Origin of the sequence: Streptomyces sp. NPDC092370 (genome assembly GCF_044755265.1) — a bacterium.
Lineage (GTDB): Bacteria > Actinomycetota > Actinomycetes > Streptomycetales > Streptomycetaceae > Streptomyces.
The window spans coordinates 329582-345043 of record NZ_JBIVQO010000003.1 but is presented as its reverse complement, the minus strand read 5'-3'; the positions used below and the strand labels follow the sequence as shown (position 1 = coordinate 345043).

Below are 15462 nucleotides of genomic sequence, written 5' to 3'. Positions count from 1 at the left end.
TGCCTTCGAGTGGCCACTGCGGAGCCGACACGCGCAGACGACGCCGATCCGGGCTCGGTATCGGGCCCGCGAATAGGTGTGCCCGAAGCGCCGGAGGCCGGCGCGTCTGAAGACGGCGGGGAGCGGTTCGCGTGGCCGGCCCCCGTACTGGCGCTGCGTGAGCGCATGCTGCGGCATCCCGTTCTGTCGATCACCGGCCTGGCCGCGGCGCTGCACATCCTCTGGTTCTTCACGTTCGCGAACAGCGGTGGCGATCTGGCCGCGCAGGACGCGTGGGCGGAGTTCGTCGGCCGGCATCCGGACTCGGCGTACAACCTCGCCTGGTACGGCGGAATGCACCCGGTCTCCTACAGCGTGGTGTCGCCGTATCTGATGTCCGTGCTGGGCGTGCGGACGACGATGATGATCGCGGGGACGGTCTCGGCCGGGCTGCTGACCCTGCTCCTCCTGCGCAGCCGCTCGGTCCGCAATCCGCTGTGGGCTTCGCTGGCGGGCGTGTTCGGGCTGTTCTGCAACGCGGTGTCCGGGCGCGTCACGTTCGGGCTGGGCATGATGTTCGCGCTCGGCGCGGTCGCCGTCGTGTTCTGCTGGCCGTACCGGTGGCGGTACAAGCGCTGGGCGAAGGCGCTGAGCGCGGCGCCGCTGGCCGCGCTGGCCACCATGGCGTCGCCGGTCGCGGGCCTGTTCGTGGGTCTGGTGGCGGTGGCGCTGTTCCTGCAGAAGCGGCGGCCCGGCGCGTGGGCGCTGGGTCTGGCGCCCAGCGCGGTGGTGGCGGTGTCGGCGTGGCTGTTCCCGTTCTCGGGCACGCAGCCGATGATGATCGGCTCGGTGCTGCTGCCGCTCGCGTTCTCGATCCTCGCCTACGTGCTGGTGCCGCGGGAGTGGAAGACGGTCCGGCTGACGGCCGCGGTGTACGGCCTGGCGGTCGTGCTGGTGTGGCTGATCAGCTCCCAGATCGGTTCGAACATCACGCGCCTGGCGATGCTGTTCGCCGGGGTGGCGCTGGTCGCCGCGCTGCCGTTCACGGTGCCGCGCAGCCGCAAGTGGTACGCGGCCGTCGTGGCGCTCTGCGGTTTCGGTGTGTGGATCGGCTTCAAGACGGTCGACGACATCGTGCACACGGCCCCGGCGGCGTCCTGGTCGCGCGAGCTCGCGCCGCTGGTGAACGAGTTGCAGCAGGTCGGCGCCGAGAAGGGACGGGTCGAGGTCGTCCCCGCCCGTTCGCATCGCGAGGCCTCCGCCCTCGCCCCGTACGTCAATCTGGCCCGCGGCTGGAACCGCCAGGCCGACATGGAGCGCAACCCGCTCTTCTACGACGACACGCTCAACTCGGCGAACTACCACGAGTGGCTGAAGCGCTGGGCCGTGCACTACGTCGTGCTGCCGAAGGGCGAGCCGGACGGTGACGGGGGTCAGCGGGAGCGGGCGCTGGTGCGGCGCGGGCTGCCGTATCTGACCCAGATCTGGGGCAACGACACCTGGCAGCTGTTCAGGGTGACGGCCCCGACCCCGCTGGCCGAGCCGAACACCGTGGTCGACCGGGCCGAGCAGGGCGAGATGACCCTCCGGGTGAAGAAGGCGGGCCGGATCCTGGTCCGCGTGCCGTATTCGCCGTGGCTCAGCATCGTCGACGCGGAGGGCAAGAGCGTGCAGCCGCCGCAGGAGACGGAGGAGTCCACGAAACGTCCCGAGGGCGAGCCGAAGACGTACGTGAACGTCAACGGGTGCCTGGCGGAGACGGAGGAGGACGCGCAGGGCGGCACGTGGACGGAGCTGCTGGCCCCGAAGGCCGGGACGTACCGCCTGGCGGCGCCGTACCAGTTGCCCCGGGGCACGCCGTGCCCGGAGGAGTTGCGCTGAGCCTCAGCGCAACCGGTCCACGTACGTGTCCGTGCCCGGCACCGTCGGTATGAACGGCGCCACCAGCTCCACCCTGCCCAGGCCGGACTCCGTCACCGCCGCGTCGAGGTCCGTGAAGGAGGGGTCCCAGCACTGCCTCGGGTCCGTTTCGAGGAACCACAGCAGCGTCAGGCGGGTGTCGACGCCCTCGACCTGTTTCACGTACGTCATGCGGTCGCCGGGGAGTGGCGTCGGGCTGAAGACCGTCACCAGCGAGGCCGGGGAACCCGCCAGGCGCCTGGGGAGGTGGCGGGTGCGCAGCCACTCCAGCGCGGGGGCGCGCCGCTCGGGGGTGTCCACATCGACGACTTGGAGGACCAAGCCCGCGTAGGGGTGGTCGAGGGCGTGGACGTCCCGGGGGCCGGCCGCTCCGTCGCGGTACACCGTCGCCTCGTGGTTCTGGAACGCCGTGAGGACGTGTGTGCGGTGGTGGTAGACGCGGGCGTCCCGGTTGAGGCGCTTGTTGATGGCGACCGTCCAGCGCATGTGGTCGTCGTAGCGGCCGGCGGTGATCCAGTACGTGGAGAGGTAGCAGCCGGCGGTGACCGGCTGTGCGATCGCCGACTTCTGGGGGTAGCGCAGGAGTTGCAGGTCCCGCGTCGCCACCCAGCGGCGGCCCGCGTACATCCAGGGCATGGCCATCGCACCGGCGTAGTAGTGGTCGTCCTCGTACCAGTGGTTGTAGGCGTACTCGTGGCCCGGATGCGGTTCGACCATGGTGATGAGGGCGTGCCCGGGGTGGGTGCCGTAGGGGCCGACGGCGGCCAGTTCGGCGTACAGCTCGCTGCGGGTGTCCTCGTTCATGCCCTTCCCCTTCGTCGGCGGCTCGCTCATACTCTGACGCTCCGTCAGATGGAACGCCAGGGTTCCGGTCCGGGGAGGTCCTGCCATGTCACTGCTCGCGGGGAAGACGGTCGTCGTGTCGGGGGTCGGGGCCGGGCTGGGCCGGCGGGTCGCGGCGGCCGTCGTACGGGACGGCGGGCGGGCCGTGCTCGGGGCCCGCACGGAGGCGAGTCTGGCGAAGACGGCCGCCGAGATCGACCCCGGCGGGGCGTGTGCCGCGTACCGGGTCACGGACATCTCCGACGAGGCGCAGTGCGAGGCCTTGGCGGAGGTGGCGCGCGAGCGGTTCGGCGGGATCGACGCCGTCGTGCACGTGGCCGCGCTCGACGGTTGCTTCGGCGGGCTGGAGGACGCCGACTTCGAGTCCTGGCGGACCGTGCTGGAGGTGAACCTGCTGGGCACGCTGCGCATGACGCGGGCCTGTCTGCCGTCGCTCAAAGAAGGCGGCGGGTCCGTCGTGTTCATCGGGACGCAGTCGGCGGTAGCCGCCCCGTCGCAGGTGCGGCAGACGGCGTACGCGGCGTCGAAGGGGGCGCTGACGAGCGCGATGTACTCGCTCGCGCGGGAGCTCGGGCCGTACCGGATCCGGGTCAACACCGTGCTGCCCGGCTGGATGTGGGGGCCGCCGGTGCGGGCGTACGTGCGGTTCGCGGCAGAGTCGGAGGGCGTGTCGGAGGCGGCGGTGCTGGGCAGGCTGACGGACCGGATGGCGCTGCCGGAGCTGGCGACGGACGGAGACGTGGCCGACGCGGCGGTGTTCCTCGCGTCCGACCGGGCGCGGGCGATCACAGGGCAGTCGCTGCTGGTGAACGCGGGTGAGCTGATGCGCTGAGGAGTACTCGAGAACTACTTTCAGCCAGCACCGACAGTTCACGTACATAAACTGATTTCACCTCACCGAACTATTTTACGGTCTCTTGACCTTCTCCTTGCTTGCCGTGCGCACGTCATCGAAACCAGAGTTCACATGCCTGACCCTGGCGGCAGCACCGTGGAAGGGGATTCATGAACGGTCTCGACTGGGCCGTGCTCATCGGCTACTTCGCCGTGATGGTCGCGATCGGCGTCTGGTCGCACAAGCGCGTCGACAACGTCAGCGACTTCTTCACCGCCGGCGGCAAGATGCCGTGGTGGCTCTCCGGCATCTCGCACCACATGTCGGGCTACAGCGCGGTGATGTTCACCGGGTACGCGGGCATCGCCTACACCTACGGCGTCACGTCCTTCGTCACCTGGTCCTTCCCCATCGCCCTCGGCATCGCCATCGGGTCGAAACTGTTCGCCCCGCGCATCAACCGGCTGCGCTCCCGGCTCCACGTGGCCTCCCCGCTGGAGTACCTGAAGAACCGCTACGACCTCAAGACGCAGCAGGCGCTGGCCTGGTCCGGGATGCTGCTGAAGATCGTGGACGTGGGCGCGAAGTGGGCGGCGATCGCCACGCTGCTGTCCGTGTTCACCGGGATCTCCCTCAACCAGGGCATCCTCATCACCGGTGCCATCACGGCGGTCTACTGCACCATCGGCGGCCTCTGGGCGGACGCGCTGACCGAACTCGGGCAGTTCGTCATCCAGTTGCTGGCCGGCGTCGCGATGTTCCTGGCGGTGTTCGTACGGCTCGACGACCACGGCGGCTTCTTCGGCGTGTGGGACTCGCCCGAGCTCCAGGGCCACGGGAAACCGCTGGTCGGCCCGTACGGCACGGTGTTCCTGCTCGCGTTCCTCTTCATCAAGCTCTTCGAGTACAACGGCGGCATGCTCAACCAGGCCCAGCGTTACATGGCCACACCCAACGCCAAGGAAGCCGAGCGCTCCGCCCGCCTGTCGGCGATCCTCTGGCTGGTCTGGCCGCTGGTGCTGTTCTTCCCCATGTGGATGTCGCCGCTGCTGGTCGAGTCGCAGAAGCGGGACGGCTCGGACTCCTACGCCCTGATGACCGAACAGCTCCTGCCACACGGCCTGCTGGGGCTGGTCATCGTCGGGTTCTTCTCGCACACCATGGCCATGTGCTCCTCCGACGCCAACGCCATCGCGGCGGTGTTCACCCGGGACTGCGCGCCGGTGATCTGGGCGAGGGCCCGGACCTGGAACCAGAGCCAGGGCCTGCGGGTCGCCCGGATCGCCACGGTCGTCTTCCTCGGCCTGTCCATGGCGGCGGCGACCCAGGTCAACTCACCCGCGTTCAAGGACATCATCACGGTCGTCATCAAGTGGGTGGCCGGTCTGATGGGCCCGATGGCGATCCCGATGATGCTGGGCCTGCTGCGGGCGTTCCGCCGCTCCGGACCGACGGCGGCCCTGGTCAGCTGGTCGATGGGTCTGCTCGCCTTCTGGCTGGTGAACTACCCGGTCCACTGGAGCATCGAGGGCGGCGTGCCGCTGCAGTACCAGGTGTCGATCCCGCTGGCGGTGTCGCTGGTCCTGTACATCCTCGTCGGCTACATCAGGCCGGAGGACACACCTGAGCGGCTGGCGATCATCGAGCGGATCAACACCGACGACGACGGGGCGGCGGTCACGGTTCCGGTACCGTCCGGGCCCACGGAGAACGTGGTGCGGACGACCGTCAAGGACTGAGGCACCGGGCCGGAGAGGGCGTCTCCAACGGTGTGCTCAGGCCCGTGGATAGCGGGCGAGCCACCCCGGTGACGCACCCCCGGGCCCGTGCAGCGCGGGCCCCTGGGTCATCTCCATGGCGAAGTCGTCGGCCAGCTCCAGAATCGTGGGACGGCCCTCCAGCTCGGCCAGCCAGGCCGGGGGGAGGGCCGTCTCCCCGTGCAGGGCGCCGAGCAGGCCACCGGTCAGCGAGCCGGTGGCCGCGGACGGGCCGTCGTGGTTCACGGCGAGACACAGCCCGTGCCGCACGTCGGCCGCGACCAGCGCGCAGTACACGGCGGCGGCCACGAGCCCCTCCGCCGTACCCGCCCCGCTCAGCTCGGCCACGCGCTCCGGTCCCGGCATGCCCTGCCGCACGGCACCCAGCGCATGCTGCAACGCGTCCGACACCGGCTGGTGCCCCGGCCGGGCGGCCAGCAGCGCGAAGGCCCGCTGCACGGCAGCGTCGAGGCTCTCGCCCAGCGCCAGCGCATGCACGATCACGGCGTACGCGCCCGCCGCGAGCGAGGCCGTGGGATGGCCGTGGGTCTGCGCGGCGCACTCGACGGCGAGCTGCGCGACCAGCTGCGGCTCCCAGCCCACGAGCAGCCCGAAAGGGGCCGACCGGGCGGCGGCCTCGGGCCCGGCCTCCCCGGGGTTCTTGGGCGCTTCCGGAGTCCCCATGGTCTGGTCGCCGAGCCCCAGCAGCAGCGCGCGGCTGGGGTCCCGCCGCGCGTACAGCCACTCCTCCCGCGCCAGCCACCCGTCTTCCTTGCGCCGCTCGTCGGGCCCCCAGTCGCGCTGGGTGGCGGCCCAGCGAAGATACGCCCGGTGCAGATCGGTCGGCGGATGCCAGGCGCCGGTGTCCCGCCTGACCTGGGCCCGGATCAGACCGTCGACGGAGAACAGGGTGAGCTGGGTGAGGTGCGTGACGGCGCCGCGTCTGCCGTAGGCGGGGGCCAGGTCCACCAGGCCCTCCGCCCCGTGCGCCTCCCGGATGGCCTCGACGGTCAGCCCGTCGACCGGTGTCCCCAGGGCGTCGCCCACGGCCACGCCGAGCAGGGTCCCGCGCACCCGGCTGCGGAAGTCCTGCTGCTCTGTACGGCCCCAGACGGCGCCGGCAGTCGCACCCACCTAGACCTCCCAGGGCACCGTCCACACGTACGACAGCTCAGCACTGTAATCGAACGGGAACGGTGGGTTCAGGGGCGGAACGGTGCGGGAGTGCGGGCGGGAGGTCCCGGTCGGCGGCCTCAGCTCTGCGGCCGGGTGATCCCCGCTGCTCACAGCATCCCGCCGCACGTCCGGTGGCGGCGCCGGGCGACGAAAGGCCCCCCACAGACCGGCGAAGAACAGCCGGCCGAACACGATCCCTTCCCGCCTTCGGGTTCCTCGGCGCCGGGTCCGCCCCGGTCATGACGGGCCGCGATCCGACCCCTCCCCCGTCCCGCCCACGTCGCGACCGTCCAGTTCGGCCCAGAGTGTCTTCGCACCGGCCGGTGCCTGCGTCAGGCCCCAGCGGTCCGCGTACGCGTCGACGATCCGCAAGCCCCTGCCTCCCTCGGCGTCGTCCGCCACCGGCCCCGGGAGCCGTGGCACCCGATCGCCCCGGGCGTCGGTGACCTCGATACGGAGCGTGCGGTCGGCGTACAGCGTCAGGGCCAGCCGGAAGTCCCTGCCCTGGACACGGCCGTGCAGCACCGCGTTCGCCGCCAGCTCGGCCACCACCTGCGCGGCCACGTCGTACGCCTCGCCCCACTCGTCGAGCTGGCGTTCGGTGAGCAGGCGGGCCAGTCGAGCACCTCTTCGAGTGGCGGACAGCCGGAGCGCGACGTGACGTACGGGGGCGTTGGTTCCGGCGAGGGATTTCTGGCTCATGTCACCCAGCGTGGTCGTCCGTCCCTACTCTGAACAGCGATGACCTCGGTACGGACCGTGACTGTCCGGACACGTCACGAGGTCGTACGGCTCGTACGTAGGAGGGGAAGGCGTGGAGGACGAGGAAGCGGCGGCCGTGCTCAGGGCGGTCGGGCGGCAGATCAAGATGTGGCGCGAGGCCGCGGGTCTGAAGCAGGCGGAGTTGGGCTCGGCCATCGGCTACGGCGAGGAGATGGTGTCGTCCGTCGAGCGGGCGCGGCGCATCCCCAAGCCGGACTTTCTCGACAAGGCCGATGAGGTCTTGGGGGCGGGCGGCAAGATCTCCGCGATGAGGGAGGACGTGGAGAGGGCTCGGTATCCGAAGACCGTCCGGGACCTGACCAAGCTGGAGGACCAAGCGGTCGAACTCGGCGCCTACGCCGCCCTGCACATCCACGGGCTGTTGCAGACACCCGAGTACGCCGAGGCGTTGTACGCGATGCGCCGGCCGGCCTACACGGAGGACGAGATCGAGCGCCACGTGGCCGCGCGCATGGCACGGAAGGCCGTCTTCGATCGGGTGCCCCGCCCTCTGGTCACCTTTGTCCAGGAAGAGATGACCCTGCGGCGGCCCCTCGGAGGCAGAATGGTGCTGCGCCGACAGCTCGAACACCTGTTGCAAGTAGCCGAGTTGAGGCACGTCGAGATCCAAGTGATGCCGATGCGCAGGGAGGATCACGCGGCTGTGATGGGTTCCTTCCGGCTGCTCAAGCTCCAGGACGGCAAGGCGCTCGGCCACACGGAAAGCCAGCTGTACGACCGGGTGATCAGCGATCCGAGAGACGTCCAAGTCCTCGATATGCGCTATGGCATGATCCGGGCGCAGGCCCTCTCACCCCGTGATTCGCTCACCTTCATCGAGAAAGTGCTGGGAGAAGAGACATGACGCCCACCCTGCTGACGTGGATCAAGAGCAGCTACAGCGGCAACGACGGACCGGACTGCGTCGAGATCGCGATAGCGCACCCCACCATCCACATCCGCGACTCCAAGAACGAGGACGGCGCCCGGCTGTCGTTCACTGGCGGCGCCTGGTCACAGTTCCTGGAGTTCACCACAGGACGCTGACGTCGCCCAGGTCTTTCCCCGGACGGCGGACCGAAGGCCTCCTCCCGGACAACCGGGAAGAGGCCTTCGCCAGGTGCCGACGGCCGGTGGGCCTCAGTCGCAGTGGAAGTAGCCGGAGGGCGGCACGTGGTCCTGGATGATGTTGTTGCCGTTCAGGTTCCACACGTCGGTCTCGACGGCGATGCAGCGGTTCTTCCCGTAGAACTTGAAGCTCGCGTAGTAGAGGTAGTGGCCGTCGTCCCCCGGGGGGACGTAGCCGTCCACGTTGGTCCAGGCGTCCACCGCGATGCGCGACTTGACGCCGTAGTAGGAGCCCTGCTTCACGGCCGCGACGCAGTTGTAGGTGCCGTCCCAGAAGAGGTAGGTCTTGGCGTACGTCCTGCCGTTGTAGGTGTTGTTCCAGCTGTCGATCTGGGAACCGTTGCAGCCGTATGTGGCGGCGCTGGCGGCCGGAGCCGTGACGAGCGAGTAGCCGGCGATCGCCGACAGCATCATCGCCATGGACGTGGCGTATCTGGCGGTCCTGCTCTGGAACTTCAACTTATCCCCCTGGAACGGTCGTTGTCCGACTCGTGACTGCCCAGGATTTTGTCATGTTCAGGTAATACATATGATCGCCGCGTAACGCATTGACCAGAAATGACCTTTCTGGCCGAAAGCGCTTCCAGAGGGCTGCTACCAGGTGAAGTCGGGATTGACGTGCATACAGGCCTTGGTGTCCGCGCCGTTGAAGGTGTCCTCCGACTCGGTCGGCGAGTCGTCCTCCCGCGCGGCCTTGTAGGTCGCACCCGAGCGCCAGTCCCCGCCGACGACCAGGGTGACCCCGGAGACGTCCGTCGACCTCGTCACCGAACCCATCGGAATGCCGAGGGCCTTGGCGACCCGCTGGGCATCGCCTTCCAGGTCGGCGCTCGGATAGCGGACGACCGTCTTGTCCTGGCTGAGGAGCACCGAGGAGTCCGACTTGGCCGCGGTGAAACCCTTGCCGACGAGAAGCTCGGTCACATCGCCGGCTCGCCCCGGCACCGCCGCCTGTGTGCTGGTACGGGTGCCGTTGTGCACCTGGACGGCGATCTCGTCGTCCGCGGCGGCCGGGGCGTCGGAGGTCTCGCCCTCCGTCCTTTCCTTGTCCTTGCCGTCGAGCGCGATGTCCTCACGGATCAGGCGGAAAACCTTCTCCGCCTCCTCCGGCTTGGGCACCACCCGGTTGCCGTCCGAGGCGTACCGCCACGGCATCGTCGTCATGGTGATGCGCTCGGTGGGCACCTTCCGCAGCTCGTTGCTCAGGTCGTACAGCTTCGTCACGCTGCCCAGCCCTTCGTCCACCGTCAGCGCCTCGGTGGCCGTCTCGGCGAGCTTGCGCAGCTTGATCGGGCTGCTCAGTGTCGCGTTCTCGCGCAGCTGGCGGACCATCGAGTTCATGTACTGGTGCTGGGCCTTGGCCCGCGAGATGTCCGTGTTGTCCTCGAAGCCGTACCGTGTGCGCAGCCACTGCAGGGCCTGCTTGCCCTTGATGTACGTGGTCCCCTTCTCCAGCTTCAGGCCGGAGCCGTGGCCGCTGGAGGTGTGGGAGCGGATGTTGGCGTCCACGCAGACCGGTACCCCGCCGATCGCGTCCGCCATCGACACCACTCCCGCGAAGTCGACCATGATGAAGTGGTCGATGTGGATGTCGGTCAGCTTCTCCCAGGTCGCCACCGTGCAGCCGGGGCCGCCACGGCCGAGGGAGTCGTTGGTCATGGCCGACGTGACGGCCTCGTAGACCTTGCCGTTGTCGGGGTCGGTGCACTTCGGGATGTCGACCAGGGTGTCGCGTGGCATGCTGACGACCGACATGTGGGAGCGGTCCGCCGACACGTGCAGCAGCATCTGGACGTCAGCGCGCGGCGCGGTGTTGTACGTGTCCTTGGCACCGCCGAGCTTCTGGTTCTCGGCGTTGTCCCGGGCGTCCGAGCCGATCAGCATGATGTTCAACGGCGTCTGCCCGGCGGCGTTCGGCTCCGACTCAGACGCCCTGTCCTTCTCGTCGCTCAGGTTGAGGGCGTCCTTCTCGATGTTGGCGTTGAGGCGCTCGTAGTAGAGGTAGCCGACGCCCGCGGTGCCGACGATCACCACCGCCAGCACGATGGCCGACCAGCGCAGGACACGCCGTCCACGCGGCCGGTCGCCTCTGCCGTGCCGTTCCCCGCCGTGACCGGCGGGCGGTCTCGGGCCCTTCGGTGCCGGGGACGTCGTGTCCTCGACCGCGGGCACCTCCCCGTGCACGCTCTGCGTCAACTCTCTGCCCCCACCCCTGCTGACTGCCGAGCTCCCCCGAGCCCGGCGGCCGGCCCGCATGCCTGGTCCGCCCTGACCGAAAATCGTACGCGAGAACCATCGTCGAACACGGCATCGCATACTGACCCGGCTCAGGGACGTGAGCACGCTTCATCCATCCGCCGGGCGTGATGAGTTGGCCGGGAGCCTGATTCACCCACCGATCACGGTCTCCGCGCCGGTCTCACCGTCGCCCGTCGTCCTCTTCGGCGCGAGTGCCTTCCTTGCCGTCGCCGGTCAGGAGGGCACTCGCGGACAGGTGACCGATGCCGGTCGCCCGGCTTCTTCGTGAGGTCAGCCGCAGGTGGGCGGCGGTGCATCCTCGCCACCGCCGGGCTTCACGCATCTCGGCGGAGGCACGGCGGGGTCGGAGCCGGACAGGCGTTTTCCCCGCCTCCCCCACCCCCGCGGCCCTGAACAGGCCTGCCGTCACTGTGCGACGTACGACAGGCCTGTCAGGTGGAACCTCGCATGCTCAACTGGCGCACTGCTGCTCGTTCGCCGTGGTCTTCGAGACGCCCGGAGGCGCCGCCGAGGGCGCTTCGATCTTCACCCCGGCTCCCTTGAAGTCCTCGCCCAGCGTCAGCGTCATGGTCGGCAGGCCCTGGGAGTTGGTGACGCTCTCGCCCGGCTTCATCGCCGATCCGGACAGCCCCATGATCTCGGCCAGCCTGCGGGCCTCGTCCGCTTGGTCCGGGGCGTACTCGAGGGTCGTCTTCGCCAGCGTCCTCTCCGCGTTGCCCCCGTTCTCGGACTTGATCACGCCCGCCTGGGTCTGGAGATAGGTCAGCTCCTCCTGGGCGCTGCCGGCCGGGGCCCCGCCGTTGAAGATCCGCACCCGCACCTCGTCCGCGGCGGACTTAGGACCCTTCAGCCGGGCGGCGACCGCGGCCTTCTCCTTCTTCTCCTTCGCCTTGACCTCGGTGAAGGAGACGTCGTTCTTGATCATCGTGAAGACCTGGGGGGCCCGCGAGTCGTCGACGATGACCGTCTTCTTGACGGCACCGTCCGCGGGGTTGTCCGCCACCGGCGTCGTCAGGAAGGTGATGTTCTTCACCGGCACCTTCTTCATCTCCAGCGCCAGGTCCTTGAGCGTGCTGGCCTTGCCGATGCCCTTGTCGACGGTGAGCGCCTTGGTGGCGGCATTGGCCAGCTTCACCAGCTTCGTCGGGCTGGTGAGGGCGTTGCCGGAGGTCATCTTGCGCATCAGCGAACTCATGAACTGCTGCTGGATCTTGATGCGGTCCAGGTCGCCCTGGTTGCCGAAACTGTGCCGGGTGCGAACGAAGGCGAGGGCCTGCTCACCCTCGATCGTGGACGTGCCGGCCGGCAGCTTCAGCTTCGACTCCTTGTCGTTGACGGCCTTCTTCAGGCAGACCTCCACGCCGCCCACCGCCGTCGTCAGCGTCTTCACCGCGTTGAAGTCGGCCATCACGAAGTGGTTCACGTCGATGCCGGTGACCTCTTCGACCGTCTTCATGGTGCAGCCCGGGTCGCGGCCGTCCTGGCCGAGACTGGTGTTGAAGCGGACGCTCTGCGCGCCCGGGATGATCGAGCCGTCGCTCGCCTCGCAGTCGGGCACATCGACGACCAGGTCCCGCGGGATGCTCATCGCGGTGGCGTTGGTACGGTCCTTGGAGACGTGCAGCAGGATGGTGGTGTCGGCGTGCCCGGCGCTGCCCTTGTCGCCGTAGCCCTCGTTGCCCGCGCCGGTCCGCTTGTCGGTGCCGATGATCAGGATGCTGAAGGCCTCGTCCTTGCTGAAGCCGTCATCCGCCACGCTGCCGACATCCTCGGTCGTGACGTTGCCTTCGAGGTGCTTGAGGTAAAGATAGGCGGCCCCGGCGGTGCCGACGAGCACGAAGGCCATGACGCCGCCGGTCCACAGCACGGCCTTCTTGGCCCTGGCCTTCTTCTTGACCGGCCGCCGGCTGCGCCGCCCCGGCAGTGGCTCCTCGGGCGCACCGCGGCGTCTGCGCGGCGGCGGCACGTCACGGCCGGGCGCCTCGGCGGGCACCGTACGGCCCGGCGCCGCCGACCGGTTGCGTGTTGCCCCGCCCGCACCGCCGGAGCGGGGAGCGGACCTACGAGGTCCTGGCACCGCTGATTGCGGTGCGGAAGGAGTCAGTCGCAGTTCGTATTCGCCAGTGGCCGGATTGACTACCCACTGGTCTGCGGGGTCGATGTCGTCCGCCCGCCCACGGCCTTGCGCGTCCACGGTTGCTGAATCCTCCGTCGGGGCCACGCGGCGCCTTTCCCCTCAAGGCGCTCGGGTCTCGGTCACACAGTCCGACCGCAGGAAGACCTGATAGCCGGATGCACAGGATCGCTCACACTATCCGCCCAGTTCATCGTCGAGCGACGACGGTGACAGATTCCACGTTCCTAGAACTGGTCAATCCCCCACAATTCCCTGGACACCTCTACATCGCCTTGGTAATCGCTTTACTGAACGCTTCTCATCCTGAGGGTCGGCGGCTCATGGCGGCCGGCGGGTGGGGGCCGCTGACGCGGCAGAGCTCCTGGTCGTCGCGGCCGGCGATCCCACTCGCCAACCTCCCGGCAAGGCAGGCCTGTTGGTGCCGTACGGGTACACCGGACGGTCGCGCTTGGGGAGAATGATCGGCATGGCCACCTCCACATCACGCGGCGCGCTGTCGCTCGCCGCCACCCTGCTCACCGCGACCATCGCCCTCTACATGACACTCGTCGCCTTCGGGAACATCACCGACTTCGGGACCAATCAGCAGTTCGTCCGGCACGTGCTGGCCATGGACACCACGTTCAAGGACGAGGACCTGATGTGGCGGGCCATCACCAGTACAGGGCTTCAGGACACGGCCTATGTGCTGATCATCGTCTGGGAGACCGTCGCCGCGCTGGTCCTCATATACGGGAGCTGGCTGTGGGCCAGACGCGATGACCTGCGCGCCCGCCGGATGTCCACCTACGGGCTGCTGATGGTGATGCTGCTGTTCGGGGCCGGGTTCATCGCGATCGGCGGCGAGTGGTTCTCGATGTGGCAGTCCAAGAGCTGGAACGGGCTGGACGCCGCGACCCGGATCTTCCTGTTCAGCGGGGTCGTGCTGATCGTCAACCAGCTGTCGGCCCCGCGCGGGCAAACGCCCGCTACCTGACCACGGTCACGGTCGTGCCGACCGTGCCGAACGCCCACAGTGCCGTGCCGTCCGCCTTCCGCATCCTGACTCCGCCCGTCCTGGTGCCGGAGGCGGCGGGCGGCGGCGAGGCCCCGTCGACGGCGTTGGAGAACGCCACGGAGACGCCGGACTTCGCGGCGAAGTACATGATGTGCTCGATCCGGACGCCGTCCGAGCCGGTCGTGGCCGCGTTGCGCGACGACACCGTGTAGCTGCCCGGGTCGGGGCTGACCGAGCCCGGCCAGACGGTGAAGGTGCGGCGAGTGGCCTCGCTCGCGTCGACCAGCCACACCCGCTTCTCGCCGAGGGAGTAGACGATGCGCCGGCCGGTGCCGGAGCCGTCGGGCACCTTCGCCGGGACCGAGGCGGTGGGGGTGGGCTGCGCCGAGGCCGTGCTGCTCGGCTTGGCCGACGTGGCGGTGGGGTGCGGGCCCCGGTCGGCCTGTACGCCCAGGACCGTCACCGCGGCTATCGCTCCCACGGTCAGCCCGGTCACCCAGGCCCACGAAGGAAGTCGGGCAGGCACCGGCACGCATCTCCTCAGTCACGGGACCCCGCACCGAAACGGGGTTCCGATCATCGTACTGCGCGTCCGCCGTTGACCCGCTGCCTCAGGGGCCTCGGCCGCCTCAGGGGCCGCCGACGGTCTTGCGGACCGGGACCGGGCCCGTGCCGGCGCCGCGGGCGCTGTAGCGGGGGGTGCGCACCGGGGCCGGGTAGGAGAGGTGCACCAAGCGGGTCTGCTCCTGGCGCATGTGCGTCAGCGACTCGAGGATGTAGCCCACGAGCAGCACGAGTGCCGCGATGGTCATGATCGCGGCGGCGAGGATCGCCGTGGGCATCCGGGGCACGGTGCCCGTCTCGACGAAGTCGGCGATGACGGGGATGCCGAGGATGACCGAGAGGAGAGCCAGGACCCCGGCGACGACGGTGTGGACCAGCGAGGGGCGCTCGCGCCGGGCCAGGTCGAGGATGACCCGCAGGATGCGCCAGCCGTCCCGGTAGGTGCGCAGCTTGCTCTCGCCGCCCGCGGGCCGGACCCGGTAGTCGACGACCACCTCCGCCGTGGGCAGCCGCAGGTGCAGCGCGTGGATGGTCATCTCGGTCTCGGTCTCGAACTCCCGGGCGAGCGCCGGGAAGGACTTCACGAACCGCCGCGAGAAGACGCGGTAGCCGCTGAGCATGTCCGTCACGTCGTTGCCGAACAGTGATCGCACGGCCCCGGTGAGCAGCTTGTTGCCGACGGCGTGCCCGGCCCGGTAGGCCCCGTCGTCGGTCACCCGGCGGGCTCCGACGACCTGGTCGTACGGCCCCTCGAAGAGGAGGTCCACCAGGTCCCGGGCGCGGGAGGCGTCGTAGGTGTCGTCGCCGTCGATGATGAGCAGCGCGTCGGCGTCGACGTCGGCGAAGGCGCGGCGGATGACGTTGCCCTTGCCCTTGCGGATCTCCTTGCGCACGATCGCGCCGGCTTGCCGGGCGATTTCCACGGTGCGGTCGGTGGAGGCGTTGTCGTACACGTAGACGACGGCCTCGGGGAGGGCCGCGCGCAGGTCGCGGACCACCTTGCCGACGGCCGCCTCCTCGTTGCGACACGGCACGACACACGCGATCGTCGGTTCCACGACCACTCCTCACTCGGACCGGTTCCGCACAGGGTCGGCACCGCACG

The 15462-nt window shown here is 69.4% G+C and carries 14 protein-coding genes; 6 read left to right on the top strand and 8 right to left on the bottom strand.

Annotated elements, in window-relative coordinates; all coding sequences use genetic code 11:
- Positions 1-9: 9 nt before the first annotated feature.
- A complete protein-coding gene (locus ACIQHQ_RS12770; protein WP_402611952.1) occupies positions 10-1860 on the top strand; it encodes an MFS transporter in 1851 nt (616 codons plus the stop codon).
- Positions 1861-1863: 3 nt separating this feature from the next.
- Here ACIQHQ_RS12770 and ACIQHQ_RS12765 read toward each other — a convergent pair whose 3' ends face one another.
- Positions 1864-2703, bottom strand: a complete 840-nt coding sequence (locus tag ACIQHQ_RS12765) for a hypothetical protein (protein WP_402611951.1) — start codon at positions 2701-2703, stop codon at positions 1864-1866.
- Positions 2704-2788: 85 nt separating this feature from the next.
- Between ACIQHQ_RS12765 and ACIQHQ_RS12760 the strand changes: the two genes are divergently transcribed.
- Together ACIQHQ_RS12760 and ACIQHQ_RS12755 are read left to right on the top strand one after the other, a co-directional pair.
- Entirely contained in the window at positions 2789-3574 is a 786-nt protein-coding gene (locus tag ACIQHQ_RS12760; protein ID WP_402611950.1) for an SDR family oxidoreductase, read from the top strand.
- Positions 3575-3747: 173 nt separating this feature from the next.
- A complete protein-coding gene (locus tag ACIQHQ_RS12755; protein WP_402611949.1) occupies positions 3748-5316 on the top strand; it encodes a sodium:solute symporter family protein in 1569 nt (522 codons plus the stop codon).
- Between the two features lie 36 nt (positions 5317-5352).
- Here the strand turns inward: ACIQHQ_RS12755 and ACIQHQ_RS12750 are convergent, their stop codons facing one another.
- Both ACIQHQ_RS12750 and ACIQHQ_RS12745 read right to left on the bottom strand, forming a co-directional pair.
- A complete protein-coding gene (locus ACIQHQ_RS12750; protein ID WP_402611948.1) occupies positions 5353-6468 on the bottom strand; it encodes an ADP-ribosylglycohydrolase family protein in 1116 nt (371 codons plus the stop codon).
- 279 nt (positions 6469-6747) lie between these two features.
- Entirely contained in the window at positions 6748-7212 is a 465-nt protein-coding gene (locus ACIQHQ_RS12745) for an ATP-binding protein (RefSeq protein ID WP_402611947.1), read from the bottom strand.
- A gap of 112 nt (positions 7213-7324) precedes the next feature.
- Between ACIQHQ_RS12745 and ACIQHQ_RS12740 the strand changes: the two genes are divergently transcribed.
- Both ACIQHQ_RS12740 and ACIQHQ_RS12735 read left to right on the top strand, forming a co-directional pair.
- Entirely contained in the window at positions 7325-8137 is an 813-nt protein-coding gene (locus ACIQHQ_RS12740) for a helix-turn-helix domain-containing protein (protein WP_402611946.1), read from the top strand.
- Positions 8134-8319, top strand: a complete 186-nt coding sequence (locus ACIQHQ_RS12735) for a DUF397 domain-containing protein (protein WP_402611945.1) — start codon at positions 8134-8136, stop codon at positions 8317-8319. The genes ACIQHQ_RS12740 and ACIQHQ_RS12735 overlap by 4 nt, the downstream gene beginning before the upstream one ends.
- 93 nt (positions 8320-8412) lie before the next feature.
- Here ACIQHQ_RS12735 and ACIQHQ_RS12730 read toward each other — a convergent pair whose 3' ends face one another.
- The 3 genes from ACIQHQ_RS12730 to ACIQHQ_RS12720 all read right to left on the bottom strand — a co-directional run bounded on the left by ACIQHQ_RS12730 (position 8413) and on the right by ACIQHQ_RS12720 (position 12853).
- Complete coding sequence (locus ACIQHQ_RS12730) at positions 8413-8820, bottom strand: hypothetical protein (protein ID WP_402611944.1); 408 nt, start codon at positions 8818-8820, stop codon at positions 8413-8415.
- Positions 8821-8994: 174 nt separating this feature from the next.
- On the bottom strand, positions 8995-10656 hold the full coding sequence (locus ACIQHQ_RS12725) for an LCP family protein (RefSeq protein ID WP_402611943.1): 1662 nt from the start codon (positions 10654-10656) through the stop codon (positions 8995-8997).
- Positions 10657-11110: 454 nt separating this feature from the next.
- Positions 11111-12853 carry an LCP family protein gene (locus tag ACIQHQ_RS12720; RefSeq protein WP_402611942.1) on the bottom strand — a complete coding sequence of 581 codons (1743 nt, stop codon included), beginning with the start codon at positions 12851-12853 and terminating at the stop codon, positions 11111-11113.
- A gap of 409 nt (positions 12854-13262) precedes the next feature.
- On the opposite strand from ACIQHQ_RS12720, the gene ACIQHQ_RS12715 reads away from it, so the two are divergent.
- Positions 13263-13772, top strand: coding sequence for a DUF2165 domain-containing protein (locus ACIQHQ_RS12715; RefSeq protein WP_402611941.1), 510 nt, complete (start codon positions 13263-13265; stop codon positions 13770-13772).
- Here ACIQHQ_RS12715 and ACIQHQ_RS12710 read toward each other — a convergent pair.
- Together ACIQHQ_RS12710 and ACIQHQ_RS12705 are read right to left on the bottom strand one after the other, a co-directional pair.
- Entirely contained in the window at positions 13765-14325 is a 561-nt protein-coding gene (locus ACIQHQ_RS12710; protein ID WP_402611940.1) for a hypothetical protein, read from the bottom strand. The two genes, ACIQHQ_RS12715 and ACIQHQ_RS12710, sit on opposite strands and share 8 nt — an antisense overlap.
- A 97-nt stretch (positions 14326-14422) precedes the next feature.
- Positions 14423-15421, bottom strand: a complete 999-nt coding sequence (locus ACIQHQ_RS12705; protein ID WP_402611939.1) for a glycosyltransferase family 2 protein — start codon at positions 15419-15421, stop codon at positions 14423-14425.
- Positions 15422-15462 lie beyond the last annotated feature (41 nt).

Coding starts and splice junctions, on each gene's coding strand:
- ACIQHQ_RS12765 (WP_402611951.1), bottom strand. CDS start 2,703: ATGAACGAGGACACCCGCAGCGAGCTGTACGCCGAACTGGCCGCCGTC.
- ACIQHQ_RS12760 (WP_402611950.1), top strand. CDS start 2,789: ATGTCACTGCTCGCGGGGAAGACGGTCGTCGTGTCGGGGGTCGGGGCC.
- ACIQHQ_RS12755 (WP_402611949.1), top strand. CDS start 3,748: ATGAACGGTCTCGACTGGGCCGTGCTCATCGGCTACTTCGCCGTGATG.
- ACIQHQ_RS12745 (WP_402611947.1), bottom strand. CDS start 7,212: ATGAGCCAGAAATCCCTCGCCGGAACCAACGCCCCCGTACGTCACGTC.
- ACIQHQ_RS12735 (WP_402611945.1), top strand. CDS start 8,134: ATGACGCCCACCCTGCTGACGTGGATCAAGAGCAGCTACAGCGGCAAC.
- ACIQHQ_RS12730 (WP_402611944.1), bottom strand. CDS start 8,820: ATGGCGATGATGCTGTCGGCGATCGCCGGCTACTCGCTCGTCACGGCT.
- ACIQHQ_RS12725 (WP_402611943.1), bottom strand. CDS start 10,656: ATGCGGGCCGGCCGCCGGGCTCGGGGGAGCTCGGCAGTCAGCAGGGGT.
- ACIQHQ_RS12715 (WP_402611941.1), top strand. CDS start 13,263: ATGGCCACCTCCACATCACGCGGCGCGCTGTCGCTCGCCGCCACCCTG.